This is a genomic window from Bacteroides sp. NSJ-48 (genome assembly GCF_014287405.1).
Lineage (GTDB): Bacteria > Bacteroidota > Bacteroidia > Bacteroidales > Bacteroidaceae > Bacteroides > Bacteroides stercoris.
Genome location: NZ_JACOOD010000001.1, coordinates 132,830 through 157,536, shown reverse-complemented (window position 1 = coordinate 157,536; position 24,707 = coordinate 132,830). Strand labels below are relative to the sequence as shown.

General features: G+C 51.0%; 20 protein-coding genes. 6 read left to right on the top strand and 14 right to left on the bottom strand.

Annotated elements, in window-relative coordinates; all coding sequences use genetic code 11:
* Nucleotides 1–41: 41 nt before the first annotated feature.
* The 8 genes from nudC to H8S52_RS00570 all read right to left on the bottom strand — a co-directional run bounded on the left by nudC (nt 42) and on the right by H8S52_RS00570 (nt 10,041).
* Complete coding sequence (gene nudC, locus H8S52_RS00605; RefSeq protein ID WP_005653326.1) at nt 42–845, bottom strand: NAD(+) diphosphatase; 804 nt, start codon at nt 843–845, stop codon at nt 42–44.
* A 7-nt stretch (nt 846–852) separates the two neighbouring features.
* A complete protein-coding gene (locus H8S52_RS00600; RefSeq protein ID WP_117665388.1) occupies nt 853–1,473 on the bottom strand; it encodes an HU family DNA-binding protein in 621 nt (206 codons plus the stop codon).
* Between the two features lie 224 nt (nt 1,474–1,697).
* Complete coding sequence (locus H8S52_RS00595; protein WP_255469941.1) at nt 1,698–2,525, bottom strand: N-acetylmuramoyl-L-alanine amidase-like domain-containing protein; 828 nt, start codon at nt 2,523–2,525, stop codon at nt 1,698–1,700.
* 12 nt (nt 2,526–2,537) lie between these two features.
* A complete protein-coding gene (locus H8S52_RS00590) occupies nt 2,538–5,753 on the bottom strand; it encodes a glycoside hydrolase family 2 TIM barrel-domain containing protein (protein WP_117984297.1) in 3,216 nt (1,071 codons plus the stop codon).
* 65 nt (nt 5,754–5,818) lie between these two features.
* Nucleotides 5,819–6,688 carry an alpha/beta hydrolase gene (locus tag H8S52_RS00585; protein WP_117984295.1) on the bottom strand — a complete coding sequence of 290 codons (870 nt, stop codon included), beginning with the start codon at nt 6,686–6,688 and terminating at the stop codon, nt 5,819–5,821.
* 49 nt (nt 6,689–6,737) lie between these two features.
* Nucleotides 6,738–8,729 carry an OPT family oligopeptide transporter gene (locus H8S52_RS00580; RefSeq protein WP_060385986.1) on the bottom strand — a complete coding sequence of 664 codons (1,992 nt, stop codon included), beginning with the start codon at nt 8,727–8,729 and terminating at the stop codon, nt 6,738–6,740.
* A gap of 117 nt (nt 8,730–8,846) precedes the next feature.
* Nucleotides 8,847–9,242, bottom strand: a complete 396-nt coding sequence (locus H8S52_RS00575) for a DUF1573 domain-containing protein (protein WP_016662096.1) — start codon at nt 9,240–9,242, stop codon at nt 8,847–8,849.
* Nucleotides 9,243–9,333: 91 nt separating this feature from the next.
* Nucleotides 9,334–10,041 carry a precorrin-2 C(20)-methyltransferase gene (locus H8S52_RS00570; RefSeq protein WP_117984293.1) on the bottom strand — a complete coding sequence of 236 codons (708 nt, stop codon included), beginning with the start codon at nt 10,039–10,041 and terminating at the stop codon, nt 9,334–9,336.
* A 90-nt stretch (nt 10,042–10,131) separates the two neighbouring features.
* Between H8S52_RS00570 and H8S52_RS00565 the strand changes: the two genes are divergently transcribed.
* From H8S52_RS00565 to H8S52_RS00540, 6 genes are all read left to right on the top strand, one after another.
* Nucleotides 10,132–10,989: a helix-turn-helix domain-containing protein gene (locus H8S52_RS00565; RefSeq protein ID WP_117984291.1), complete on the top strand. Its 858-nt coding sequence runs from the start codon at nt 10,132–10,134 to the stop codon at nt 10,987–10,989.
* Between the two features lie 88 nt (nt 10,990–11,077).
* Nucleotides 11,078–11,668 (top strand): DUF417 family protein, encoded by a 591-nt coding sequence (locus H8S52_RS00560; RefSeq protein ID WP_005653317.1) that lies wholly within the window; start codon nt 11,078–11,080, stop codon nt 11,666–11,668.
* 4 nt (nt 11,669–11,672) lie between these two features.
* Entirely contained in the window at nt 11,673–13,028 is a 1,356-nt protein-coding gene (locus H8S52_RS00555; protein WP_118939647.1) for an FAD-dependent oxidoreductase, read from the top strand.
* A gap of 89 nt (nt 13,029–13,117) precedes the next feature.
* Nucleotides 13,118–14,284, top strand: a complete 1,167-nt coding sequence (locus H8S52_RS00550) for an ABC transporter substrate-binding protein (RefSeq protein ID WP_060385983.1) — start codon at nt 13,118–13,120, stop codon at nt 14,282–14,284.
* Nucleotides 14,284–15,348 carry an iron ABC transporter permease gene (locus H8S52_RS00545; RefSeq protein ID WP_022104796.1) on the top strand — a complete coding sequence of 355 codons (1,065 nt, stop codon included), beginning with the start codon at nt 14,284–14,286 and terminating at the stop codon, nt 15,346–15,348. Before H8S52_RS00550 ends, H8S52_RS00545 begins: the two co-directional genes overlap by 1 nt.
* Nucleotides 15,349–15,386: 38 nt before the next feature.
* Entirely contained in the window at nt 15,387–16,403 is a 1,017-nt protein-coding gene (locus H8S52_RS00540) for an ABC transporter ATP-binding protein (RefSeq protein ID WP_117984285.1), read from the top strand.
* 41 nt (nt 16,404–16,444) lie between these two features.
* Here the strand turns inward: H8S52_RS00540 and H8S52_RS00535 are convergent, their stop codons facing one another.
* From H8S52_RS00535 to H8S52_RS00510, 6 genes are all read right to left on the bottom strand, one after another.
* Complete coding sequence (locus tag H8S52_RS00535; RefSeq protein ID WP_117941365.1) at nt 16,445–17,119, bottom strand: outer membrane beta-barrel protein; 675 nt, start codon at nt 17,117–17,119, stop codon at nt 16,445–16,447.
* Nucleotides 17,116–19,011, bottom strand: coding sequence for a cobalt-precorrin-5B (C(1))-methyltransferase CbiD (gene cbiD, locus H8S52_RS00530; RefSeq protein ID WP_186909168.1), 1,896 nt, complete (start codon nt 19,009–19,011; stop codon nt 17,116–17,118). Before cbiD ends, H8S52_RS00535 begins: the two co-directional genes overlap by 4 nt.
* A gap of 3 nt (nt 19,012–19,014) precedes the next feature.
* The gene (cobM, locus tag H8S52_RS00525; RefSeq protein ID WP_186909189.1) at nt 19,015–20,868 is read right to left on the bottom strand and encodes a precorrin-4 C(11)-methyltransferase; all 1,854 of its coding nucleotides are present in this window, start codon (nt 20,866–20,868) and stop codon (nt 19,015–19,017) included.
* Between the two features lie 65 nt (nt 20,869–20,933).
* Nucleotides 20,934–22,166 carry a precorrin-6y C5,15-methyltransferase (decarboxylating) subunit CbiE gene (gene cbiE, locus H8S52_RS00520; protein ID WP_186909167.1) on the bottom strand — a complete coding sequence of 411 codons (1,233 nt, stop codon included), beginning with the start codon at nt 22,164–22,166 and terminating at the stop codon, nt 20,934–20,936.
* A 42-nt stretch (nt 22,167–22,208) separates the two neighbouring features.
* Complete coding sequence (cobJ, locus tag H8S52_RS00515; RefSeq protein WP_186909166.1) at nt 22,209–23,633, bottom strand: precorrin-3B C(17)-methyltransferase; 1,425 nt, start codon at nt 23,631–23,633, stop codon at nt 22,209–22,211.
* Between the two features lie 110 nt (nt 23,634–23,743).
* A complete protein-coding gene (locus H8S52_RS00510; protein ID WP_186909165.1) occupies nt 23,744–24,694 on the bottom strand; it encodes a sirohydrochlorin cobaltochelatase in 951 nt (316 codons plus the stop codon).
* Nucleotides 24,695–24,707 lie beyond the last annotated feature (13 nt).

Here is a 24,707-nt window from a genome sequence, read left to right as displayed (position 1 = left end):
TCTGTTTTTTTGTCTTTTCCTTTAATTATTAATCCGTCCTTTCAATTATTCTCCAGCCACCAGTCAATCAGTTTTCTTGCAATGCTTAGTTTCCGGGGTATTTCCGGCAGGTTGTCTTTGGAATAGAATGCGCCGGAGCTGAGTTCATCGGCTTGCAGTTTGATTTCCCCGCTTTCATAGTCGGCTATGAATCCTACCATTAATCCGCTGGGATAAGGCCAGGGCTGGCTGCCGAAATAAGTGATGTTTTTCACCCTTAGCCCCGTTTCTTCCATAACTTCCCGCTCTACGCATTGTTCCAATGTTTCGCCCGTTTCGAGGAAGCCGGCTACCAGCCCGTGGAACGTGCCGCGGAAGTTGCGCGCATGTACCAGCAATATTTCTTTGCCTTTCCGTATCAGCACGATGATAGCCGTAGAAACGGGAGGATACATCTCATTGCCGCACTCCGGGCATTTCTTCATGATAGGAGTCTGCTGTTCCATAGGAGTGCCGCATACGGGACAGAAACGGCTGTGGCTGTCCCAATAGAGTATTTGGAATGCTTTTCCCGCTGCCTGATAATCTGCCAATGGCAGGTAGTCGTAAGAAGCGCGCAAGCCTGTCATTACCCATTCTTCGGTTTCGGGTACAGGCTGTCCAAGTGCGCAAGCCTTTACTTTCTTTCCGCCGGTCAGAGTTACCTCGTGTATTTTGCATCCCGCTGCGGGTGTTACAGGAGGGGTTACTCCATAAGGTATACCGTATTTGTTCTCTCCGTTTGTTGTGTACTCTTTCTTCAGCAGCAGTTGGTCTTTGAAAAAGACGAACCACTGCATGGATTGTTCCATTTCCGTAGTTTCCATTCTTCTGTTAATGCTGAATATTATTTATATAAACTGTGGAGCGGCTTATGCCCCGGCGCCGCAGGATACCTTGCCGGATGAATTTGTTCAGTTCATCGATGGCTGCATGCCTTGTCAGCCCGGTCAGGTGAATATATTCGTTTTTGGTGATGCAAACATTCTCCTGCAGGAACAGCATCAGCCTTTCTTTCCTTGTTTCTTCTGTCGTTTCCGTTTTCTTCGATTTCTTAGTCGGAGAATGTGTCCTTTCCAGTTTCATTCTCTGTCTGATTTTCTTGCGGAATGTGTTGCTGATACGCAAATGCACGTTTTGAAAACGGACAGATTCGGACCTGATTTTCTTTTTCTCATCATCGGTATCCTGAGTGCATTTCAATGAAGTGCTGAAAAATCCCAACTCTCCGAGTTCTACAATGTTGCCGTTGGCAAGCAGGTCGCACAGTTCGTCGATGCAAGCGTCCAGTGCCGCCCCTATAATGTTTTTGGGCAGATGCTGAAACATAGCAACGTGTTCTACAAACTCTTTTTGGGTATAAGTTTCTTTAGGACATATACGGGCATGGAGAGATTTTTTTTCCTCGCTTCCGTTAGGAGAGGGAGTTTCGTAAAGGTCATAGTATGCACTCATGAATAAATTGTTTTGCCACTGCAATGAATAATTTCCATCCCTGCAATGAGTTGTTTTTTTCTTACTAAGAAGTAATCGTCCGATAGCAGTTTCTCTTTCGTCCGACAGGTGTGTAATTTTCGTCCGACATCTGTCGGACGAAAGAAAGACAGATGTCGGACGGAAAGTCCTTACTATGCAAAGATATAGTTTTTAATGATAGGATAACAGTTATTGGGAGAGTATTATTTTATTCTTAACACTCTGATTCCTGTAAACTTCTTATTCCTTTTCAGCATCTGTGCCAATGGCTCTTGGGAGACGACTACCATTTTCTGCGTAGAGGAGGCATGGAGCAGTTTCAATACTCCCTTTTCATAGCAGGCAAGTCCCAGGTGGACAACATCCAGCCCGGGAATGTTGGTGGTAATGGCTATGATATCGCCATCCTTTATCCACCCGAATCCTTCATCGGGCAGTTTGTTTTTGGGGATATAATGGAACAGTTGTCCGGAGAGTGACTTTTCTATTTCTTCAATCTTGCTGATGTTTTCGGGAGAAGACTCCAGGTGTTTGTATGCTTTGGGGTGCGTAGACATGAAGTTGAGGGACAGCCTTACCGTATCGGGGCTGTTGGCAGCGGTTATGTCTTCCATGAAACCATGTCTGACACCGTTGTTCACCCAATCGGCAATGTAGTGCAGGCGGGAAGTGTAACCGTTGATTTTGCCGTCGCGATAGCGGATGCTTTGCAGGGTGCGTGCGTAGTCGGCATTGTCTATCGTGCCATTCTTGACGGGAGAAAGTGCCAGGGCGAGCACATACTCCACAAAAGTGGTGCAATCCACTTCGTCGAAGTTGACTACGAGTTTCTCTTCTTCATTTACTTCCAGCGTATGTGCCACGTAGGGAGTCTTGAGGAAATTCAAACCGTATTTCAGCATGGCATTGTCCGTTTCCTGTGCGGAAACGGACGATGCCATTGCCAAAGTACAGAAGATACAAGGTAAAGTACGGAATATACTGTAGAACCTGTTAAATAAAATCTGGGGTATGCCGGGTAAAGTCTTCATAGCTGGACAGCTTTAATATCTATATATCAAACTCTTGAAATCCGTTCCCTTGTCGAACGGTACAATCGCGAAACCGTAGCTGATGGCATTCTGCTTGCCGGGGCGTATCAGATAAGGTTCGTGCGCCAAAGCTCCCCAACTGTCGTCACCGCCTACGCCCATCATGCGGTAGTCTATGAAGAGGTCTACGGAGGGTTCCGGTTGCGGGTCGGTGAGATGGCGGTGATTGGTCTTTTCGGTACGGGGAGAGCCGTTCTCGATAGAGTCACCGCTATCCAGGCTTTCCAGCGGATAGTTGGATACGTTCATTTCGAAAGTGCGGTCGGCAACAAACAGCAGACCTTCTTTTGCTTTGCTGGTGAGGGTGCACCAATAGATGTCCGTGCGGTGGTTGTTTTCTTGCGGACGGACATAAGGCTCGTACATATCTTGGATACCCGATGTGTATTCGCCGATGAACTGTGAGGTGCGGCGGTCGCGGTAATTCTCTTTAGGACCCCGGCCGTAGTAGGTCAGCGAGGTGATGCGGGCGGGTAGCTGCATACGCAGTCCCACACGCGGTATCATCGGTGTTTGGGTGTTCTCTGCAACGAAATGGTTGTCTACCTTGATAATGCCGTTGCTGTATACCTTATACGTTATATCCCAGCGGGCATCGGTCTGCGGGAAGCGGTAGGTCACTTTTACCGCCGTAGTATCTTTGTCACGCACTACGTTGAAGCTTTCGGCTTTCGGCTCCTGATAGCTGGCCTCTTTCCACGCTTTCAAACGTACAGGAAATTTGGCTCCGTAGTCATTGTCGGTGGGGGCGCGCCAGAAGAAGGGGCGGGGACCTTGCCCGTTATGGATGTACTCCTGCTTCTTGTATCGGTAAGATACCAGCAGGCCGCTTTGCTTGTCGAAGGTTGCCTTGAAGTGCGGACCGGAGAAAACAACTTGCCGGTCGTCTTCTTCCGAACCGGCGAATGCCTGTTTCGGGGCATCTTCCTTATGGAAAGTATGCACATAGGTCTGCTCACGGGCAATGACCGTACCCGCCGGAAGGAACGGTTCGGGAGTACGGATAGCGGCATAGAACTCTATGCGTACGTCTCCGGTCGAACTGTTGGTGGCGGGAATGCCGTTGAGGAACGGACTGGTGACGGTCTGTCCCGGTTCGGCCTTGATGTCTTTGATTTGGCCTTTGTAAACCTCTTTGCCGTGATGGCGGATGATGTAATGGAAGTCGTATTTGTCGAGATTGGTGAAGGAGAAATCATTGCGTATCTTTACGACAGAGGCTGCCGGGTCGAAATCGAAGAACTTGATGTTCTGATACACCTTTCCCATTTCCTCGGTCTGCGGCTTGACGCTGCGGTCGGGATATACTATGCCGTTGATACAGAAGTCGCCGTCGGACGGGGTGCCGTACTCGCCGTAGTCGCCACCGTATGCCCAGTATTTACGGCCGTCAGCGGTCTTGGCGGCAAGTCCCTGGTCTACCCAGTCCCAAATACAACCGCCTTGCAGGATGGGGTATTTCTCGATGATGTTCCAGTAATCCTGGAAATTGCCGAGGCTGTTGCCCATGGCATGGGCATATTCGCAGAGGATGAGCGGGCGGGTCATTTCGGGGTTCTGTGCGTATTTCTCGATACGGGCGGGACTGTGGTACATGGGGCAGAAGATGTCCGTATTCCATTCCAGCAGGGCGCGTTCGTATTGTACGGGACGGCTGTCCAATGCTTTCAGCGTATTGTAGGTGACGTAGAAGTTCAGGCCGTTTCCCGCTTCGTTGCCAAGCGACCAGGTGATGATGCAGGGATGGTTCTTGTCGCGCTCGTACATGTTCATGGTACGGTCCATATGCGCTTTTGTAAACAGCGGGTTATTACCCAGCGTGCCGCCTACGTTCAGGTTGTAGCCCATTCCGTGGCTCTCGATATTGGCTTCGTCTATGACGTAGAAGCCATATTGGTCGCACAGCTCATAGAAACGTTCCTGCTGCGGGTAGTGGCAGGTACGGATAGTGTTTATGTTGTACCGCTTCCAAAGTTCGAAATCTTTCAGCATAAGCTCTTCGGGAACGTAATGGCCGGTGTATTCATTATGCTCGTGATAGTTGACGCCTTTTACGAGGATAGGCCTGCCGTTTACCATCAGTTGCTTGTCTTTTATCTCTACGGTGCGGAACCCTACTTTGCAACCGGTGGCCTCGATAACGTCACCGTTGGTATGTTTCAGGCTGATGACGAGCGTGTAGAGGTTAGGCGTCTCGGCTGTCCACTGCAACGGTTCTTTGATTGTCTTTGGGGTGAATTCCACTTCCGTCTGACCGTAGCTTATACGGGTCGAGGATTGGGCAATCTGCTTGTCTTTGCTGTCCAGCAAACGATAGCTTACGAGGAACGGAGTCTCTTTGCCGGTTTCGTTGGCAAACTTCACTTTCAGCTTCAGGATTCCGTTGCGGTAATCTCCGTCCAGGGGAGTCTCCGCCTTGAAGTCCGTCAAGTGTATTTGCGGCTGGGCATACATGTAGATGTCCCGTTCGATGCCACTGATGCGCCAGAAGTCCTGGCACTCCAGATAATTGCCGTCGGAGAAGCGGTGCACCTGTATGGCAATCACGTTCTCGCCTCTGCGGGCAAGGGAAGTGACGTTGAAGCGTGCGGGAGTCTTGGAATCTTTGCTCATGCCTGCAAACTTGCCGTTGAGGTAGTAGAATGCCGCTCCGCGCACTCCGTCGGCGCTCAGGAAGACTTCTTTGTTGTCCCAGTCGGCAGGCAGGGTGAAGGTACGGCGGTAGGTTCCCGTAGGATTCCACTCTTTGGGAACGTAGGGCGGGTTGGGTTTGTCCCAATAGGGGGCATAGCCGGGAGAGCAGAACTCGTACGGCTGGTTGACGTAGATAGGCGTGCCGAAACCTTGCAGCTCCCAATTGCCGGGAACGTTGATGTCCGGCCATTTGCCTACGTCCGTACGGGCATCCATAAAGTCGGTAGGACGGTCGGCGAAGTTCTCCACATAGTTGAATTTCCACTTGCCGTTGAGGGAGATGCGGAATGTTCCGTTCTTACGGTCGTTGACAACGGCATCCGCCTCGTTTGTGTAAGAAGTGAAGGTGCTGCGGGGCTGCTCTTTGTTGATACTTGTGAGTTTGGGATTGGTAATTTGCGCATACCGGTCTTCCTGCGCCGCAAGGGCGACAGGAAGAAAGGCAGCGGCAAGCAATAGTCCGTGTATTTTCATGGTAAGTAAGTTTTAAGGTTTGAACGGGTTAATGATGATTGGTGTAAATAGCTGCTACGGAAGTGTTACTTCTCCGGAAAGGTCAGCCCTTCTCTCAGCCATTTTTCCAGCTCGCCGGTCCATTGGCGCTTGTAGGTGAAGCTGTCGCGGAAGCCCCAGCCATGACCGCCGGTGGGATAGACGTGCAGTGTGGCAGGCACTTTCTGTTCGCGCAGGGCGAGGAAGTAACCGATGCCGTTGATGGGCAGTACGGTTGCGTCATCTGCCGACAGCATGATGAAGGCCTGCGGCGTTTTGGGAGATACCTGCCTTTCGAGCGAGTATTTCTGTTCCAGTTCGGCCGAAGGAGTCTCTCCGATAAGGTTTTGGCGGGAACCGCTGTGGGTCACGCCTTTCAGCATGGAGATGACGGGATAGAACAGTATCTGGAAGTCGGGACGGGTAGCGTCGCTGCCGTATAACGTGGCAAGGGAAGCTGCCAGATGTCCGCCTGCGGATGCTCCCATGATACCGATACGGCCGGGGTTGACACCCCATTCTCCGGCATGTTTGCGTACCAGGCGGATGGCTTGCTCGGCATCCGACAGGGGAACCTCGTTGTGCCCGTTCGGCATGCGGTACTTCAGTACCGCATACGTGATGCCTTGCGTCGTGAACCAGGCCGCCATGTCGTGCCCTTCGTGGTTCATGGCAAGACGGGCGTATCCGCCGCCGGGGCACATAATGACAGCCATACCGTTGGGCTTTGCCGGACGGTAAACGGTTATGGAAGGATGGGTCACGTTGGCAACGCGGCCGCCTTTCAAATCTTCCTGCTCACCGGTCAGCCCGTTTGTATTGGGAGCTCCGTCGGGCCACAACGGCAGTTCGACGGGACTCTGTGCGGACAACATCGTTGCGGCAAACAGAAGGGATAGAAATAGAATCTTTCTCATGGTGAATATTGTTTTGTATTATCTGAATTTGTTTCAGTGTCCCCGCAGCTTATTTCGTTTTCATCGAAGCCTTTACGAGGTAGAATATCAGGATGGCATAAGCGCCCAGCGCCAGCACTTCAGACCATGTATTGCTGAGCCATGCGTCGTTCACCATATTGACACCGCCGAAGCGCATTGCCGCGCTTACCACACCCATCAGCGCACCGCCGGCAATGAAGCCGGACGCCAGCAGCGTACCTTTCTCGCCACGTTCGGCATTGAGAGCTGCATCTTTACTGCGGCTGGTTACGTACCAGTTTACGGCACCGCCCACTACCAGCGGAACGTTCAGCTCCAACGGGATGAACATGCCCAGTGCAAAAGCCAGTGCAGGAATCTTGCAGGCATTCAGCACGATGGCCAGCACCGCACCGATGCCGTAAAGCAGCCACGGTGCACCTACACCGTTCATCAGCGGTTCGATAACCGCCGCCATTGCGTTGGCCTGCGGAGCAGCCAGTTGTCCGCTGGTAAATCCGTATGTCTTGTTCAGGATAATCATCACACCGCCTACGGTAGCTGCCGAAACGATTGTTCCGAGGAACTTCCACGTCTCCTGTTTCACGGGAGTGCTTCCCAGCCAGTAACCAATCTTAAGGTCGGTGATGAAACCGCCCGCCATGGACAGTGCCGTACAAACCACACCGCCCATAACCAGCGCTGCCACCATTCCGCCGGGACCTTTCAGGCCTACCGCCACCATTACTACCGATGCAAGGATAAGCGTCATCAGCGTCATGCCCGATACCGGATTGGTTCCCACAATGGCAATGGCATTGGCTGCTACGGTGGTGAAGAGGAACGAGATGCCCGCAACGAGCAGGATAGCCACTACCGTGTGCATCAGGTTGCCCTGCATCACATCGAAGTAGAAGAACAGCGTAACCAGTATCAGCGTCACGATAGAACCGATAGCGATAATCTTCATGGAAAGGTCGCGTTGTGTACGCTTCACGTTGGTTTCCGCATCAGCCTTGCCGCCCATTTCCTTGGCAGCCAGCCCTACGGCACTCTTGATGATGCCCCATGACTTGATGATGCCGATGATACCCGCCATTGCAATGCCGCCGATACCGATGCTCTTGGCATAGTACTTGAAGATTTCTTCGGGAGACATGGCACCTACGGTGGCGGTAATCTCCGGATTCCATTGGTTCAGCACGCTGTCGCCCCAGATAAGGGACATGCCGGGGATGATAATCCACCATACGGCAAGCGAGCCGGCACAGATGATAGAGGCGTATTTCAGTCCGACGATATAGCCCAGACCCAGTACGGCAGCTCCGGTGTTTACCTTGAACACCAGCTTGGCTTTTTCTGCCAGCATTTCGCCGAAGCCGCATACACGGGTGGTGAAGTTTTCGTTCCACCAACCGAAAGTGGCAACGATGAAGTCGTACAGACCGCCGATAATACCCGCCGTCAGCAACGGTTTTGCCTGACTGCCGCCTTTTTCTCCCGATACAAGCACCTGCGTCGTTGCGGTGGCCTCGGGGAAAGGATATTTGCCGTGCATGTCACTTACAAAATATTTACGGAACGGGATAAGGAAAAGGATACCCAGTACGCCGCCCAGCAGCGAACTGATGAATACTTGTGCAAATGTTACGGTGATTTCCTGCGGATAGCTTTCCTGTAGGATATACAGTGCGGGCAGGGTAAAGATTGCGCCTGCCACAATTACTCCGGAGCTGGCTCCGATGGACTGGATGATGACGTTTTCGCCCAGAGCGTTTTTACGCTTGGCTGCACCGGACACGCCGACAGCGATAATGGCGATGGGGATGGCGGCTTCGAATACCTGTCCCACTTTCAGCCCCAGATAGGCTGCCGCTGCCGAAAACAGTACCGCCATGGCGATACCCCACAGTACCGACCACAGGTTTACTTCGGGGTATTTCTTGTCGGGACTCATCAGGGGATTGTAGACCTCTCCCGGCTTCAGTTCGCGGAACGCGTTTTCCGGTACGCCGATTGCTTTCTCTTCTTCTTGTTTCATAATAGCTGTTTTATTTTTATTGTTATGATTGCGATATGTATTCCATTATAGACTTCAAAGAAAGCAAAAAAAAAGGAGAATTGAAAAATTCTCCTTTTTTCTGTATCATAAAAACGTTTATTTGGCGTCTTTGGCAGTCATGTCGCCTTCAACGAACAGACGCATCATTTCGGTCTTGGCGTTGGTGCGCAGCGTAATGGACTTCTTGAAGTGTCCGGGGTATTTGCCTGTACCGTTGTAGGTAATTTTGATGGTTCCGGTCTTTCCGGGCATCACCGGCTCTTGCGTGTATTCGGGCACTGTGCATCCGCAAGATGCCACTGCCTGGTGGATTACCAGCGGAGCGTCTCCCACATTGGTGAATGTAAACGTGCAGCTTACCACCGGATTGTTTTCGGAGAATGTTCCGAAGTTATGGGTGGTCTTGTCGAATTTAATGTCTGCCCCGCCTTGTGCATAGGCATAACCGATGCTCATAACCAGCATCAACATATAAAAAGCAAGTTTCTTCATGTCTTTATCTTTTTTAATTACACAAGGTGCAAAGGTAAGCCATTTCTGCAAAAATCACTCGTACTCTGTGCGAAATTGTATTAAATCGGCGTCAGAAGCCATTGTGACGGATGATAAGCAGGGAGAAATAAGGGAAGCGGAGTGTTTCAAGCTGCTGCCCGTCACTGATGTATTTTTCCTGCGGAGTGCCTACGTTCTCGAAATAGCGGTAATCGTATTCGGGATGAAGGCGGATGCAACGGTGCACTTCATCGGTGCACTGCGACAGTTTCATGATGACTACCGTGTTCTGCGATTGTATCAGCCGTTCTATCTCTTCGACGGTGGTGATGCCGGGAATTACGGTCAGCCTCTCTTCCTGGCTGGCGATGTGCAATCCGCCCCGTGCTCCGGCAGCGATGAAAGCGGGGATGCCGGCAATCTGTTCTACGGGGATGCCGGCGGCTTGCAGTTTCTCATATATATAATGTACAGAGGAGTAGAAGCCTGCATCGCCCTCTGCCACGATAGCCACTTTCTTGCCGGCGTGATGCAGGGAAAGGGCGGCGGCATACACTTGGTCGTAGGCGTTGAGGGCATCGGTCCGTTGCTTGCTCATGGGCAGGGAGAAGCGGCGGATACGGTTGGCGGGTATGTCGAGCCGAAGCATGATGTCGGCGGCGCGTGACAGGGAATGACCGTCGCGGACGGGTGTTTCGGGACAGAAGATACAGTCGGCATTTTGCAGGGCTTTCAGTCCTTTCAGGGTGATGAGTTCGGCTTCACCGGGGCCGAGGGATACGAATTGAATAGGGGACATTCTGTTTTTTTTATGTGCAAAAATCGGGAAATAATCAATAGTAAGCAAGATATTCGCTATCTTTGTTACCCTTACAAATAATGGAAGCCTATGGACTACCAACTGAATACGCGTTTGAACGGCAATATCGCAATGACATCCCGCTTTCACGAAAACAAGCCGCTGCAACGCGACAAGACTCTGTATAAGTTTCTCTGGGTACAGAGCGGCACGCTCGCCATCGAGGTAGACCATATACCCATGAAGCTGGCGAAAGACGAGATTGTCACGCTTACCCCGCTGCATCATCTGACTATCAAAGAGGTGGCAGGTGAGTTCCTGACCTTTGTTTTCAACAGTAACTTCTACTGCATCTACGGACATGACAATGAGGTGTCCTGCAACGGCTTTCTGTTCTACGGTTCGTCCCGGGTGATGCGGCTGAAGCTGTCCGAGGAGCAATCGTCCAACCTGCATGATATAGTCCGCATCTTCCGTCAGGAGTCCGCCATTAATGACAATCTTCAGGAAGAGATGTTGCGGATTGTACTGAAACGTTTCATCATCACCTGTACGCGCATAGCACGTGCAAGGTTTGGTGTGGGGCAGGAGAATGAGAGGACTTTCGATGTTGTCCGTCGGTTCTATGTGCTGGTAGACCAGTATTTCCGTGAAAAGAAACAGGTGCAGGACTATGCCGATATGCTTTGCCGTTCGCCTAAGACGCTTTCCAACTTGTTTTCTGCCTGCGGACTGCCTTCTCCGCTTCGCATCATTCACGAACGGATAGGTGCGGAAGCCAGACGCCTGCTGCTGTACACACGGAAGAGCGCTAAGGAAATCAGCGCCATTCTGGGCTTTGAGGACTTGGCTGCATTCAGCCGCTTCTTCAAGAAAGTGACGGGAGAGAGTGTGTCGGAGTATCGGAAACAAGCACATCGGGAAGAATTGCCAACTGTTACGGAATAATTGCCATTCCACAACCGGCAGGAAACAGGGATCTTTGCAAAAACATTTCACCCGAGTGTCTCTGCGGTGAACCTAAAACAACAAAAATATGAAAACGAAATTGCAAAAACTGTTCCTTGCGGCACTGACGCTGGCCGCTTCTTCCCAAAAGTTGGGTATCAACCTCATCCGCGTGGCCATTCTTGTGATATTTGTATGGATAGGCGGCTTGAAATTCTGGAACTACGAAGCCGAAGGAATCGTTCCGTTCGTGGCAAACAGTCCTTTTATGAGTTTCTTCTACGATAAGCCTGCACCGGAATACAAGGAATACAAGCTGAAAGAGGGAGAGTTTGACGAAGCCAAGCACCGGTGGCATGTAGAGAACAATACCTACGGCTTCTCCCGCGGTCTTGGCATACTGATTATGGCAATCGGCATCCTTACTTTTCTGGGGATATTCTTTCCGAAAATCGGATTGGCAGGGGCTGCACTGGCCGTCATAATGACTGTCGGTACGCTTTCGTTCCTTGTCACTACTCCTGAAGTGTGGGTTCCCGATTTGGGAAGCGGAGAGCATGGCTTCCCTTTGCTGACAGGGGCCGGACGACTGGTGATAAAGGATACCGCCATCCTTGCCGGAGCTATCGTGGTGCTGGCGGACAGTGCAAAAAGGGTATTGAACCAATTGGAAAAATAAGACTATGAAAAAGTATGATGCTATTATTATCGGCTTTGGAAAAGGAGGCAAGACACTCGCTGCCGGGCTGGCCGAACGGAACTTTACTGTTGCTATGATAGAACGTTCGGATAAGATGTACGGCGGTACGTGTATCAATATCGGATGTATTCCGACCAAGACACTGATACATTCGGCAGAGTTGGCAGATACGAGTGCGTCCTGGGAACAGAAGCAGGCATACTACCGCCAGTCTGTTGCACGGAAAGAGGAAGTTACTTCTTTCCTGCGTCAGAAGAATTACCGCAATCTGTCAGACAATCCTAATATAACGGTATATACGGGTACAGGTTCTTTTGTCGGTCCTGATGTGGTGGAAGTACGTATGGCGGAAGAAACGATTCAGCTTCAAGCCCAGCAGATATTTGTCAATACGGGAGCTGAAACCATCATTCCGCCTATCGGGGGAGTAAAGGACAATCCGAAAGTATACACCAGCACTTCCATTATGGAACTGGCGGAACTTCCTAAGCATCTTGTTATCGTAGGCGGCGGGTATATCGGCTTGGAGTTCGCTTCGATGTACGCTTCTTTCGGATCGCAGGTGACAGTGTTGGAAAGCTATTCCGAACTGATAGCCCGTGAAGACCGTGACATTGCTGCCAGCGTGCAGGAAGTGTTGGAAAAGAAAGGCATCACTTTCTGCCTGAATGCCCGTGTGCAGTCCGTGGAAGGTATGGTGGTTGTCTATCAGGATGCCGTGACAGGCAAGATTCTGCAATTGGACGCGGATGCTATTCTTTTGGCTACCGGACGTCGTCCCAATACTGCGGGATTGAATCTGCCTGAGGCAGGAGTAGAGGTGAACGAACGTGGTGCTATTATCGTGAACGAGCATTTGCAGACTACCAATCCCAATATCCGTGCTATCGGTGATGTGAAAGGCGGACTGCAATTTACTTATATTTCGTTGGACGATTACCGTATTCTCCGCGAAGACCTGTTTGGAGCGGGAGAGCGTAAGGTGTCCGACCGTGAGCCGGTGAGCTATTCGGTGTTTATAGATCCGCCGCTTTCACGTATCGGTATGAGTGAGACCGAAGCACGTGAGAAAGGTTTGAACATTAAGGTAAACAAACTCCCCGTCTCCGCCATTCCCCGTGCCCGTACATTGGGCAATACGGACGGGTTGTTCAAGGTGATAGTGGATGCCGATACCGATAAAATAGTGGGTTGCACTCTGTTTGGCCCGGAGTCGAGTGAAGTAATTAATTTGGTGGCGATGGCTATGAAGATGAGGCAGGAGTATACTTTCCTGCGTGATTTCATCTTCACACATCCTAGCATGAGCGAGGCATTGAACGATTTGATGAACTTGTAGTTTCTTTTATAACGATTTGTTCGGGAAGAGTTTGCGTATCTCCTCAAAATTGCCGAATATTGTGCCCTGAAATATAAAACCGAACAATCATGATCAGATTACCTCTCATGGGTCTTGTATTTGCGTGTGCAGTGTCTATGACTTCGTGCGGTACAAAGTCCCGGCAAGCATCCGGCAATTCCGATACTGCGGCTGTTGCGGTTTCCGTTGCGGATACCGCAACAGCCGTTATTCCCGTCTACGCCAAAGGCTATGCAGTGAAACATCTGCCGGGGAATGTGCGTCTGGTGGACATACACGACCCTCAAAAAGAAGAGGGGAATACCTTTCGGTATGCTTTGGTTCCGAGGGGTACGAAGCCTGCCGGTATTCCTGCCGATTATACCGTGATAGAAACTCCGGTGAAGCATGTTATCTGCATGACTTCCCTGCAACTGTCCAACTTCATCCGGTTGGATGCCTGCGATTATGTGGTGGGCATTACCAGTACCCGCCATCTTTTCAATAAGGAGATGAACGGGCGTCTGAAGGCGGGCAAGACATCCAAAATCGGGATTGAGGGGAACTTCGATAACGAGGTGATTATGAGCATTAATCCCGATGTTATCTTTATCTCTCCTTTCAAACGGGGCGGATATGACGCCATGCGCGAAACAGGCATTCCGCTGGTGCCGCACTTGGGATATAAGGAAATGACTCCGTTGGGGCAGGCTGAATGGATAAAGTTCATCGGTATGTTCATCGGTCGGGAAGCAGAGGCGAATGCCCGTTTTGCCGGGATAGAGAAGCGGTATAACGAGCTGAAAGAACTGGCTGCCGGTGTAAAAAAGCGTCCTGTGGTGTTCAGCGGTGAAATGCGTGGCGGCAACTGGTATGCGGTAGGCGGAAAGAGTTTCCTTGCCGAACTGTTCCGGGATGCCGGTGCAGACTATTTCCTGAAAGACGATCCGCGTTCGGGCGGTGTGACACTGGATTTCGAGACGGTGTACAGTAGGGCGGAGAGTGCCGACTATTGGCGCATCGTCAACAGTTACGACGGAACATTCTCTTACGATGCCTTGAAGTCTTTGGACCCTCGTTATGCCGACTTTCGCGCTTTTCGCGAGAAAGGGGTAATCTATTGCAATATGCGTGAGAAACCCTTCTATGAGAGTATGCCCATGCAGCCTGAGGTAGTATTGGAAGATTTGATTCATGCTTTTCATCCCGACCTGCTGCCCGATTATAAACCCACTTATTACGAGCGACTGAACTAATGAAAAGACCTGCATTGCCGTTGATGCTCCTTATACTGGCATCCATCTTCCTGCTCTTTTTGCTGAACCTGCTGCTGGGTTCCGTCCATATCCCGTTTGGCAAGATATGGGAATTGCTGTGGGGGACAGGAGCGGCTTCCAATCCCGATACGATGAGCAACCAGGAAGTTATCTGGAGCAATATCCTTTGGAAAAGCCGTGTGCCGCAGGCCTTGACGGCATTGGTGGCGGGAGCGGGGCTTTCGGTCAGCGGTTTGCAGATGCAGACGGTGTTCCGTAATCCGCTGGCAGGACCTTCGGTGCTGGGCATCAGTTCGGGAGCGAGCCTGGGAGTGGCTTGTGTGGTACTGCTGTCCGGTGCTATGGGCGGTGTGGCACTGAGCCGTTTGGGGTATATGGGAGAGGTGGCGTTGTCCGTGGCTGCCATTATCGGGGCATTGTCGGTCATGGCGCTGATTGTCTACGTCTCCCAAAAAGTAAAGGGGAATGTAACGCTGCTCATTATCGGTGTGATGATAGGTTATGTGGCAAGTGCCGTTATCGGCGTATTGAAATATTTCAGTGTGGAAGAGGATATACGGGCGTACGTTATCTGGGGGCTGGGCAGTTTTGCACGTGTCTCCGGTGACCAGATGCTGCTGTTTGTCTGTATCATGGCGGTGTTGCTGCCCTTGTCGTTCCTGCTGATAAAGACCATGAACCTGTTGTTGTTGGGCGACGGTTATGCACGTAACTTAGGATTGAATATCAAACGGGCGCGCCTGCTCGTCATATCCTGTTCCGGAGTGCTGGTGGCCATTGTTACCGCCTACTGCGGCCCTATTATGTTTATCGGGTTGGCAGTGCCTCATTTATGTCGTGCCATCTTTCACACATCCGACCATCGCATATTGATGCCCGCTACCTTGCTGGTAGGTGCAGCCTTGGCGTTGGTGTGTAACCTGATAGCCCGCATGCCGGGATTCGAAGGAGCGTTGCCCGTTAATTCGGTGACTGCGCTGGTAGGTGCGCCGGTGGTTGCATCCGTGCTTTTCAGAAAGAGAAAAGGGGAGTTGAACGAATAAAATATCAAGTATATTGAACTCTAATATTACATATAACATTGAAGAACGAGACTATACATATCGAGAATCTTTCTATCGGCTATCCCGGTAAGAGTGATGTGAAGGTAGTGGCGGACGGCATCTGTGCAGGCATCAACAGTGGCGAGTTGACCTGCCTGCTGGGTGCTAACGGAGTGGGTAAGTCCACACTGCTCCGCACCCTGTCCGCTTTCCAACCCAAACTGGGCGGAGAGATACGTATTCAAGGCAAAGAGATTGAGTCCTATACCGACAAGCAACTGTCGCGCGTTATCAGCGTAGTGCTGACAGAGAAATGCGACATCCGCAATATGTCCGTTACGGAATTGATAGGATTGGGACGCAGTCCCTATACGGGCTTTTGGGGTACGCTTACCAAAGAGGACAGGCAGGTGGTGGAGCGAGCCGTTGCTCTGGTAGGTATTCCTCACCTTGCGCATCGGATGGTACATACGTTAAGTGACGGTGAGCGCCAGAAAGTCATGATAGCCAAAGCGCTTGCCCAGGAAACCCCCGTGATTTATCTGGATGAACCTACGGCCTTTCTCGATTTTCCCAGCAAAGTGGAAATGATGCAACTGCTGCACCACCTCAGCCGCCAGACGGACAAGACCATTTTCCTCTCTACGCACGACCTCGAACTGGCTTTGCAGATAGCCGACAAAATCTGGCTCATGGACAAGGCGAACGGCGTCACCATCGGTACTCCCGAGGACCTTGCTCTGAACGGCAGCCTTAGCAGCTTTTTCGCCCGTAAAGGTATCGTGTTTGATTTGGAAACCGGATTGTTCCGTGTAGATAATGAATATACCACGCAGATACGTTTGTCAGGGCATGGGCAGAGATACGCCATGGTGCGTAAGGCATTGCAGCGTAACGGCATCCTTGCCAACCGCAACGTGGAGTCGGAAACCTACATCGAAACGGGCGATTTGAAAGGCGGCGGCGCTTTTGTCCTGCATCGTCCCGGTGAAGAACCGATATGTCTCACCAGCATCGGGGATTTATTGGCGAAGCTCCACGCAATCTCATTTTGAGTAAGAAAGTGTCGGGCACGAACCCTACGGGCAGCATTCCTTTATCGGAACTTATATCCTACGGTGAAGAATGAAGCAAAGTTTCGTGGCAGGTAATTATGGAATTCTTCCGTGTCTATTACCTGCCTTAGTTGCTGGTTGATCTTTACCAATCCCACTTGTGCCTCTGCACCGATAATGAGCCTGCGGTATTCGAATGCGATTCCCACGATGATACCGCCGTCCAGCCGCCTGTTTCCGGCATTATTCTCCAATATGTTGCCGAAAGTATCTATCTTGAAAAGCCGGTTCCCGTCGGAAGAACCGGTGTCGTGATAATACGGGATGCTGCCGGATGTCTTCCCGCCCACGCCGCATGCAATGTACGGACCAGCATTCAGCGAGGCATGGTAATCTTTTCCCAACGGCAACCTTGCAGCTATTCTGACAGGTATCTGCAAGTATAGCTCGTTCATCTTGGCGTTCTTCACATAGTCCATATCATCCTTGCCGCCTATGGATACAAACTCTAAAGCAGATTGTAAGACCCAGGTCTTGTTCAGTGCGTATTTCGCGCCTATTCCCGCTTTGCAGGCTATTCGCGTATCACAGCAAGAGTGCTTTCCGTAGAGGCGGGAAGTTCCGATTCCCGCCTCTGCATAAAAGGAGAGAGGAGATTGTGCTTGTGCGGTCGATGCGGCAACCGCCATGTACATTATCATCAATGCCTTTTTCATACATATATTTTTCCGTCTTCGCTGATTAATAAAATCGTAAGTTCTCCATCGGGCAGCAGGGGAGCGCAGCATTGTTTGCAATGCTCTGTCAGCAGTTTGGAGAATGTCTCCAGTTTTTCCACAGGGATAATATCCCATAGTTCCCGTGCCAGATTCATATTCCGGATAGCGGTCAATACATCTTCGTTGCATCCTGTCCGGTGCGCTATGTCCTGAATGAACTCCTTGTTCATCGTCACTTTCTTGCTATGGGTATCGAGGTGACCTTCCGCCAGTTTCACGGCTTTGCCTATCATTACTCCCAGCGTGACACGGGGTAGTTTCAGCTTATCGGCAATCTTCAGCGTTTCGCCGATGAAGTTGCCGTAATGGACAAAGGCCTGTGCTGGCAGTTCGGGATAATAAGCCTTGATGTACCGTTCGCTCTTTGCTCCGGAGCTGATAACTATACGCGGGCTGCCTGTGGCGCATGCCACTTCCATCGACTTTCGGATGGAACTTATAAAAGCTTCGCTGGAAAACGGCTTTACAATGCCTGATGTGCCGATGATGGATATTCCCCCTTCTATGCCCAGACGCGGATTGAAAGTACGCTTGGCTATTTCCTCTCCGCCGGGTACGGAGATGGTCACAACAATGGGGTCGCTCATTTTAGGCATGCCGACGTAGTCGAGGTACATCCTTACATTGTCTTCTATCATCTTGCGTGGCGTGGGGTTAATGGCAGGCGCTCCCAATTCCAATCCTAATCCCGGCATGGTGACGATGCCTATTCCTTCTCCGCCGGCAATGATGATATTAAAATCTTTTTGCGATGTTTCATCGTTGTTTTCATCTATATCGATCGGAAGAATGATATCCGCCTTTATCCGCATTCCATTGGTAATGTCGGGGTCATCTCCGGCGTCTTTTATGACGCTGGCTTCCGACTCCACTATCCAATTGTTGTTTATGGAACTGGAACGGGGATATCTCTGCTGCGGCTCTACAGGAACATCTATCAATTCTCCGTTGGGTAGGATTACTGCAAACTCCGGGGGACGGGGAGTTCCCTGAATGTTGAATATATCCCATATCGCAGCCGCAGCTGCGGCTGCTGCGCATGTTCCCGTAGTGAGTCCGCTGCGCAGGGGGTAGAAGCCGGGATAGTATTGCTCTACCGTTCTACGTAGGCCGTATTTCCCGTTTACGGACAAGAAGTTGGGGTGAAGCGGCGGGCGCTTTATTACAAAGATGCGAATGCCCAGTTCCTGAGCTGCTTTTAGTTTTTCGGAAAATCCGCCGGAAGCACCGCTCTCTTTGAGGATGACAGCTTCGGGGCGTATTTGCTGCATCAATAGGCGTTCGTCTTCTCCGGTATGGTAGTAACGTAAATATTCTTCGGGGAATCCCTGGTTTCTCGCTGATTCGCGCGAACTTTCACGGTCGAGAATACGGAAATAGCAACGGCTGCTTTCCATCCATAGCGCTTTCAGTTTGCTTATGCTGTTTACTCCCGTCAGTGCCAGTATTATATAGACTTCTTCCTTTTTAATTTGGCGGATAGCGTCTTCATAATTGTCGCACCATACAATGCCTTCATTATTCTCTATACGGGGGTAAATGCGTTCATAACGGATGACCGGAATCTGAAGTATGTCAGCAGTTTCACTGACGTTCCTGTGCAGCTCTTCGGCAAAAGGGTGCGCTGCGTCTATCAGCAGCGAGATGTTCTCTTTACGGCAGAAAGACTCCAGACTATCTTTATCCATGCCACCTTGCAGGCGGATGCCGTTATGCAGAGGAACTTCTTGTTCATTGCCCTTGGTTGAATAATAGAAGGGCTTTCCAGCTTCCTCAAGTGTTTGGACGGCTATGCGTCCTTCGGTTGTACCGCCTAATACTAATATCATTTTTTATTTTCTGAATAAGTGTTTGAATTCGTGTGCATACAGTCGCGACAGTCCTTTGCGATTGCCGATAGCCTCGCCTACGACAATCATGGTTGTCAGGGTCAGGTTATTTTCTTTTACTATCCGTGCAAGGTCTTTCAGCTCTCCCCGGAAGATGCGTTCGTCCGGCCAGGTGAGGTGATAGCATACGGCTACGGGGGTTGTTTCGGGATACTCCTGCAGAAGTTCCGCCTGCACTTGTTCTGCAATGCTTGCGCTAAGGAAGATGCACATGGTGCTTTGCGAGCGTGCCATGAGATGTAATTTTTCCCGTTCGGGCATGGGTGTCCGTCCTTCACCGCGGGTCAGTATGATGCTCTGTACTTTCTCCGGGATGGTGAACTGCGACTTTAAAGCCGCCGCTGCTGCCTGGAAAGAAGATATGCCCGGAGTGATATGATAACTCATGCCGTATCGGTCGAAGTAGTTCATCTGTTCCTGTATCGCACCATAGATGCAGGGGTCACCCGTATGCAGGCGTACGATGAACTTTCCTTGGTCGTAGAACTCTTTCATCAGTGCAAACTGTTCTTCCAAATCCATGGAAGCGGAGCTGCGGACTGTTGCGCCCGGTTTGGCGCAAAGTGTCAGTTCGCGGGGCACGAGGCTGCCTGCATAGAGGATGAGGTCTGCCTTTTCCAGCATCGCCCGTCCTCGCACGGAGATAAGGTCAGGGTCGCCGGGACCTGCACCTACAATCTCGATGTGCCCCCGGCGCTGGGCGCAGATGTCCAGGGTGGCGGCTACCGTATAGTTCTCGCCTTTGCGTTTCGGCATTATCAGTTGGTTATTTCCGGAGGACAGCAATGCGGCTGCCTCACTTACACTGGGCGTACCCATGTGCTTCATCACTGTTTTGCTGGGGTGGGGCACATCCATTGTCGCCAGTTCTTCGGCCGTATAAAAGAAGACTTCGTATTCCTTTTGGAGCGATTTCACTACCGGTTCGTCACGCTTGACGTTAATCGTAGATATGGTTATGATGGATTGCGGGGAGATGTTGTACTCTTCCAGCTTTTCTATAATGCCTTTTACAACTTTTCTCGTGGGGCTTGCCTGCCGGGCAAGTCCGATGCCGACGTGCACCACGCGCGGCACATAGCAGATGGATGGTATGTCCTTTATGTAATGTATCCGCGGAGAGACGATCAGTACCAGCTTGAAGCGGGATAATTTGATGTCTTTCATCTGATAGAACACCTCTACGTGAGGGGGAAGGTTCGCTTCCATCCAGTCGGTTCCTTTGTCGCGGATTTCCAATAGCAATGCGGTGGGCTGTCCGGTAACAAAAAGGCTGATAGCCTCGTTCATGCACGTCTTCATCTGGTCATCGGGAGTTTGGGTAAGCCCTGCCAGCAGGTGGGTGGAAGGGCTCACACAGATGGTCGGAGACCAGTCGAAGCGTTGGGGCAGTTTGTCCAATGCCCACAGTCCGGTAAGGTCGCTTTGAGTGGTTATCACGGGCTCAGCTCCCAATGCACCGGCCACTGCTTCGGTCAGTTCGTTGGCTTCGCCGATATGTCCGGAAAGGACGGAAATGGCATGCTTACCTATGCTGTCCACGCAAATTACGGCAGGGTCTGTGTACTTGTCCTTCACGCAAGGGGCGATGGAGCGTACGCAGATGCCCAAGGCTCCGATAAAGATAAACGCGTCGTAACGATTGAAATTCTTGACAGTGAAACTGCCGGTCGATTCGATGTGCATACATCCGCTTTCATAGCGGGGAGTGAAAATCTCCGCTTCGGGAAATTCTTTGAGCAACAGCCGGGCGGAAGCCATTCCGGTTTCCGAAACGAGCATGATGGCCGTCTTTATGTGGGACGTTTCTGTTTTCATACAGGTTATTTGTTTTTATAATGGATATATCTTGTCTTGCTATTTTATGAAAGTGTTGCTTTCATGATTTCAATAGGGTTATAATCATTCAGTGCGATGTGTGCTGACGGATGCAGTATCAGGCCGGCTGCTCCGGCTCCTTCCATGAATGCTTTTTTACTGTCTGCCGATACGGAGTTAAAAACGATACAGCCGCCGGGTTGTAACGCTTCCTTTATCTTCATCAGCATTTCCGGCAGATGTCCGCCGTGCCCGCCTATGAAGACGGCATCGGGACGGGGGAGAGTATCGGTAGCCGTTTGCAGGAAATCGCCTGTGATTGCCGTAATGCCCGGCGTACCGAAGCGGCGGCTGTTGATGTTCATCAGTTCTTCGCCCTCGGCACGTACCTCAAAGGAAACGACCGTGAGGTGAGGGAATTGCAGCCGGGCTTCAATGGAAACCGACCCGGTGCAGAAACCGATATCCCAGAATACACGGCGGCGGTTCAATTCCAGCGCTTGTAACGTAAGCAGGCGGATAGGTGCTTTGGTTATCATACGGGTACGTCCGTCCAAATGTGCGAATTGTTCGTCGGGGATACCAAAAGGGCGGGCTTCGGGAAAAGAGGTGGCGCAAAGCAACAGATTGTTGGGATGCTCGAATCCGCCTTGCGTTGCTTCCTGTAGTGTCATGTGGCGGATGCGTTCTTTTTCGGGGTTGCCGAGATGCTCGCCTACATACATGGTGTAACAGTCGTATCCGTATTCCAGCATGCGGGCTGCGATTGTGGCGGGCGTATGTTCCCGGTCGGTAAGGATGCCTATCTTGGGAGCGCGTTCAATCAGGGCGCGGTCGAATTCATGCCAGGGACGTCCCGTCAGCGAAACGGTTCGCATATCGTCATAAGGCATTACGAGGCGGTGTGCTAATGTTTGGAGAGAATTGAAAGAGGGGTATAGCTTGATTTCAGCATCCGGCAATTTCCGTTTCACCGTATTGGCAAAGCCGAAGAACAGCGGGTCGCCCGAAGCGAAAACGATAATTTGCCGGGGGACGGTATCCGTTTGTCCGTATCCGTCACTGCTGAACACTTTCTCATATTGTGAGAATACGTTGTTCAATGGTACGGTAATGGAAATCCATTCCGCATCATCCGGCAACAAGTTTCCGACAATCTCTTTGTGCCGCACTCCCCCCGAAAATACTTTCCCGTGCCGTATGTGTTCCAACACTTCCGGCGGAAAGAAAGGCGTCCGGTTATCGTCCGTTCCTATAATGATAAATTTTCGTTGCATAACCATTCGCTTACCACTAATCGTTAATTCTTAATCGTTGTTTCACACGTCCCGTCCCGGTCGTAACTGTTCCGCATCATTGTAGCACAAAACGGCGTTTACTAATGTTGCAGCAAGGTTGCTTCCGCCTTTGCGTCCTTCTACAATTATTTTCGGGATGGCGGTGAAAGGCTTTGTCATATGCTTGGACTCCTGTACGTGTACGAAGCCCACCGGAGCGGCGATAATCCCAGCCGGATGCGCTTTCCCTTTGCGTATAAGATCGCATAGTTCCATTAACGCTGTCGGAGCGTTGCCGAATACAAAAAGGGCGTCTGGATGGTCTTCAACGGCAAGGCGTGTGCCCGCTTGTGTGCGGGTGATGCCTTTCTCCGTTGCCATTGCTGCGGTACGGGGATCGCCGAGATAGCATTTCACCTTTACGCCCAAACGTTCCAAAGCTCCTTTACGAATGCCGCTGGCAGCCATTGTCACGTCTGTAACGATGGTCCGTATGCGTTTCCCGATGATACCTTGATATAGTGTTTCCACTGCTTTTTCGTCTGTGTGCAACAGCTTTTCCATTTCAAAATCTGCGGTGGTGTGGATGGCGTGTAGCAACGCCCATTTATGGTCGAGGGGAATGTCCCGGTTCCTGAGCTCTTTCTCGATGGTGCGGAAGCTCCGTATCATGATGTCCTGCCCTTTACTAGCTCCATACTGGGTATTCCCGGTCGCAACCTCTTCCCGGTAATATCCCCGCGGAGTAATCATCGTACCGTTCCATTCGTACGATTGCGAGTTGCCTATCAGTACTACGGTAAACATATCCGTCTTTTCGGGGTCGAACTCTTCCAGCGTCGTTATGTGCACTTCCTGTTCGGGACGCCCTGCCTGGCGTACATAGCCTACGGGGGTCTGTGGTGAACGTCCTTCTTGCAGGAACAACTCTTTCAGCCGGTAAAGTTGCCAATAACGGCCTTCACTTTTGGGATTGTAGACGGCTGTCACGAAATCGGCTGCGGCTGCGGCAATGATACGTTTCTCGATACGTTCCCACGGGGTCATCAGGTCTGAGAGGGAGATAACGCAGAAGTCATGTCCCACAGGAGCTCCCAGCAGGGAAGCCGCTTTCTGGAATGCGCTGATACCGGGTAGGGAAATAATCTCTGCGTTGCTGTTCCGCTCCCGCTTCATTTCATACACAAGCGGCGTCATACCGTAAATCCCTGCATCGCCCGAACTGATGACGCACACCGTTTTTCCCTGCTCCGCCAGCTCGAAAGCTTGCTCGGCGCGGATACGTTCGCGTTTCATCCCTGTATCTATACATTCCGTACCGGGGCGCAGGTACGGAGTGACAAAGCGGAAATAGTATTTATAGCCCACCACTGCATCCGCTTCCTGTAAAGCGGCAACAACAGCGGGTGTTATGTCTTGCTCATTGCCCGGACCGATGCCGGCGACGATTATTTTGGGTTGTTTCATTCGCTATCTGACTTATTGCTGTCTGTTCTGCAGAGCATGGTAAGTGTTACGCTTGCAGTTCACAAAGATACATTCTATTTATCACATTATGGCATGAAAAGGTGACTTTCTCACTCGTTTTTTTCCCCTGCCGCATATGCCGCTTTCTTTTCCATGATGCCCTGTGTGCGGTGCTTCAGTCCGAAACGGATATGGTCTACGAATATCTTTTGTATTTCAGGGATTTGCCCTAAACCTTCCATGCGCACATGAACGGTATAACCTTCTTTTTCAAGCATCTCCCGCCATTCTCCGGCAATATCGTTTTTGGCGTGGTCACCGGCTACAAACATAAAAGGAACGAGTGTCACACTCTTTGCTTTGGCCGCTTTCAGTTGTGCCAACATGGTTTCAAAGGTGGGATAGCCTTCGATGGTCCCCACATGGAAGTTACCGAATCCGGCTACTTTCAGCATATAGTCCATCTGACTGTATGTAGCAGTACCAGGCGTATAAGTGCCATGCCCTACCAATACAAAGTGTTCTTTACCCTTTTTCTTTGCACTCTGCTGCACCGAAGCATTGAGGCGTTGTCCTAAAATATCAGTTACTTTTTCCGCATCTTCCACTGAATAGAGTAGGGGAGTACCTACGCGTATCTCCTTGAAGAAAGGCAGTACGCTTTCCACATCACGGCGGAGCGACTCCATTTCCACACCGTCAATGATATTGGTACTTTGCACGATAATGTGTGTATAACCCTCTCCACGTAGTTGGAGTAGCGCATCCAGCGGGGTATTTTTGACAACGCCGCGCGCCTTAAGGCGGCGTATAATGATGCGCGAAGTATAAGCTTCGCGAAATTCCAGGTCGGGAAAAGTCTTGCGTGCTTGGGCATTGATGGCGTCAATTGTCTGCGCGCGTGTATCATCGTGCGTCGTGCCGAAGTGTACCATAAGCAATGCGGCCTTTTCGCCAGGTTTCATGCTTGCAAGCATATCGCTCGGCACGAAGTTTCCCCCTTCGTGAGCGGAGCAGAAAAGAGAAATGGCAAGAAGCAGGGAAAGGAGAGATGTTTTCATAAATAAAAGTAAT

Bases quoted from the DNA above. Each gene is read 5' to 3' on its own strand.
- H8S52_RS00595 (WP_255469941.1), bottom strand. From the start codon at position 2,525: ATGAAGACTTTACCCGGCATACCCCAGATTTTATTTAACAGGTTCTAC.
- H8S52_RS00565 (WP_117984291.1), top strand. From the start codon at position 10,132: ATGGACTACCAACTGAATACGCGTTTGAACGGCAATATCGCAATGACA.
- H8S52_RS00585 (WP_117984295.1), bottom strand. From the start codon at position 6,688: ATGAGAAAGATTCTATTTCTATCCCTTCTGTTTGCCGCAACGATGTTG.
- H8S52_RS00555 (WP_118939647.1), top strand. From the start codon at position 11,673: ATGAAAAAGTATGATGCTATTATTATCGGCTTTGGAAAAGGAGGCAAG.
- nudC (WP_005653326.1), bottom strand. From the start codon at position 845: ATGGAAACTACGGAAATGGAACAATCCATGCAGTGGTTCGTCTTTTTC.
- H8S52_RS00535 (WP_117941365.1), bottom strand. From the start codon at position 17,119: ATGAAAAAGGCATTGATGATAATGTACATGGCGGTTGCCGCATCGACC.
- H8S52_RS00560 (WP_005653317.1), top strand. From the start codon at position 11,078: ATGAAAACGAAATTGCAAAAACTGTTCCTTGCGGCACTGACGCTGGCC.
- cbiD (WP_186909168.1), bottom strand. From the start codon at position 19,011: ATGATATTAGTATTAGGCGGTACAACCGAAGGACGCATAGCCGTCCAA.
- H8S52_RS00580 (WP_060385986.1), bottom strand. From the start codon at position 8,729: ATGAAACAAGAAGAAGAGAAAGCAATCGGCGTACCGGAAAACGCGTTC.
- H8S52_RS00590 (WP_117984297.1), bottom strand. From the start codon at position 5,753: ATGAAAATACACGGACTATTGCTTGCCGCTGCCTTTCTTCCTGTCGCC.
- H8S52_RS00545 (WP_022104796.1), top strand. From the start codon at position 14,284: ATGAAAAGACCTGCATTGCCGTTGATGCTCCTTATACTGGCATCCATC.
- cbiE (WP_186909167.1), bottom strand. From the start codon at position 22,166: ATGCAACGAAAATTTATCATTATAGGAACGGACGATAACCGGACGCCT.
- H8S52_RS00575 (WP_016662096.1), bottom strand. From the start codon at position 9,242: ATGAAGAAACTTGCTTTTTATATGTTGATGCTGGTTATGAGCATCGGT.
- cobJ (WP_186909166.1), bottom strand. From the start codon at position 23,633: ATGAAACAACCCAAAATAATCGTCGCCGGCATCGGTCCGGGCAATGAG.
- H8S52_RS00550 (WP_060385983.1), top strand. From the start codon at position 13,118: ATGATCAGATTACCTCTCATGGGTCTTGTATTTGCGTGTGCAGTGTCT.
- H8S52_RS00510 (WP_186909165.1), bottom strand. From the start codon at position 24,694: ATGAAAACATCTCTCCTTTCCCTGCTTCTTGCCATTTCTCTTTTCTGC.
- H8S52_RS00600 (WP_117665388.1), bottom strand. From the start codon at position 1,473: ATGAGTGCATACTATGACCTTTACGAAACTCCCTCTCCTAACGGAAGC.
- H8S52_RS00570 (WP_117984293.1), bottom strand. From the start codon at position 10,041: ATGTCCCCTATTCAATTCGTATCCCTCGGCCCCGGTGAAGCCGAACTC.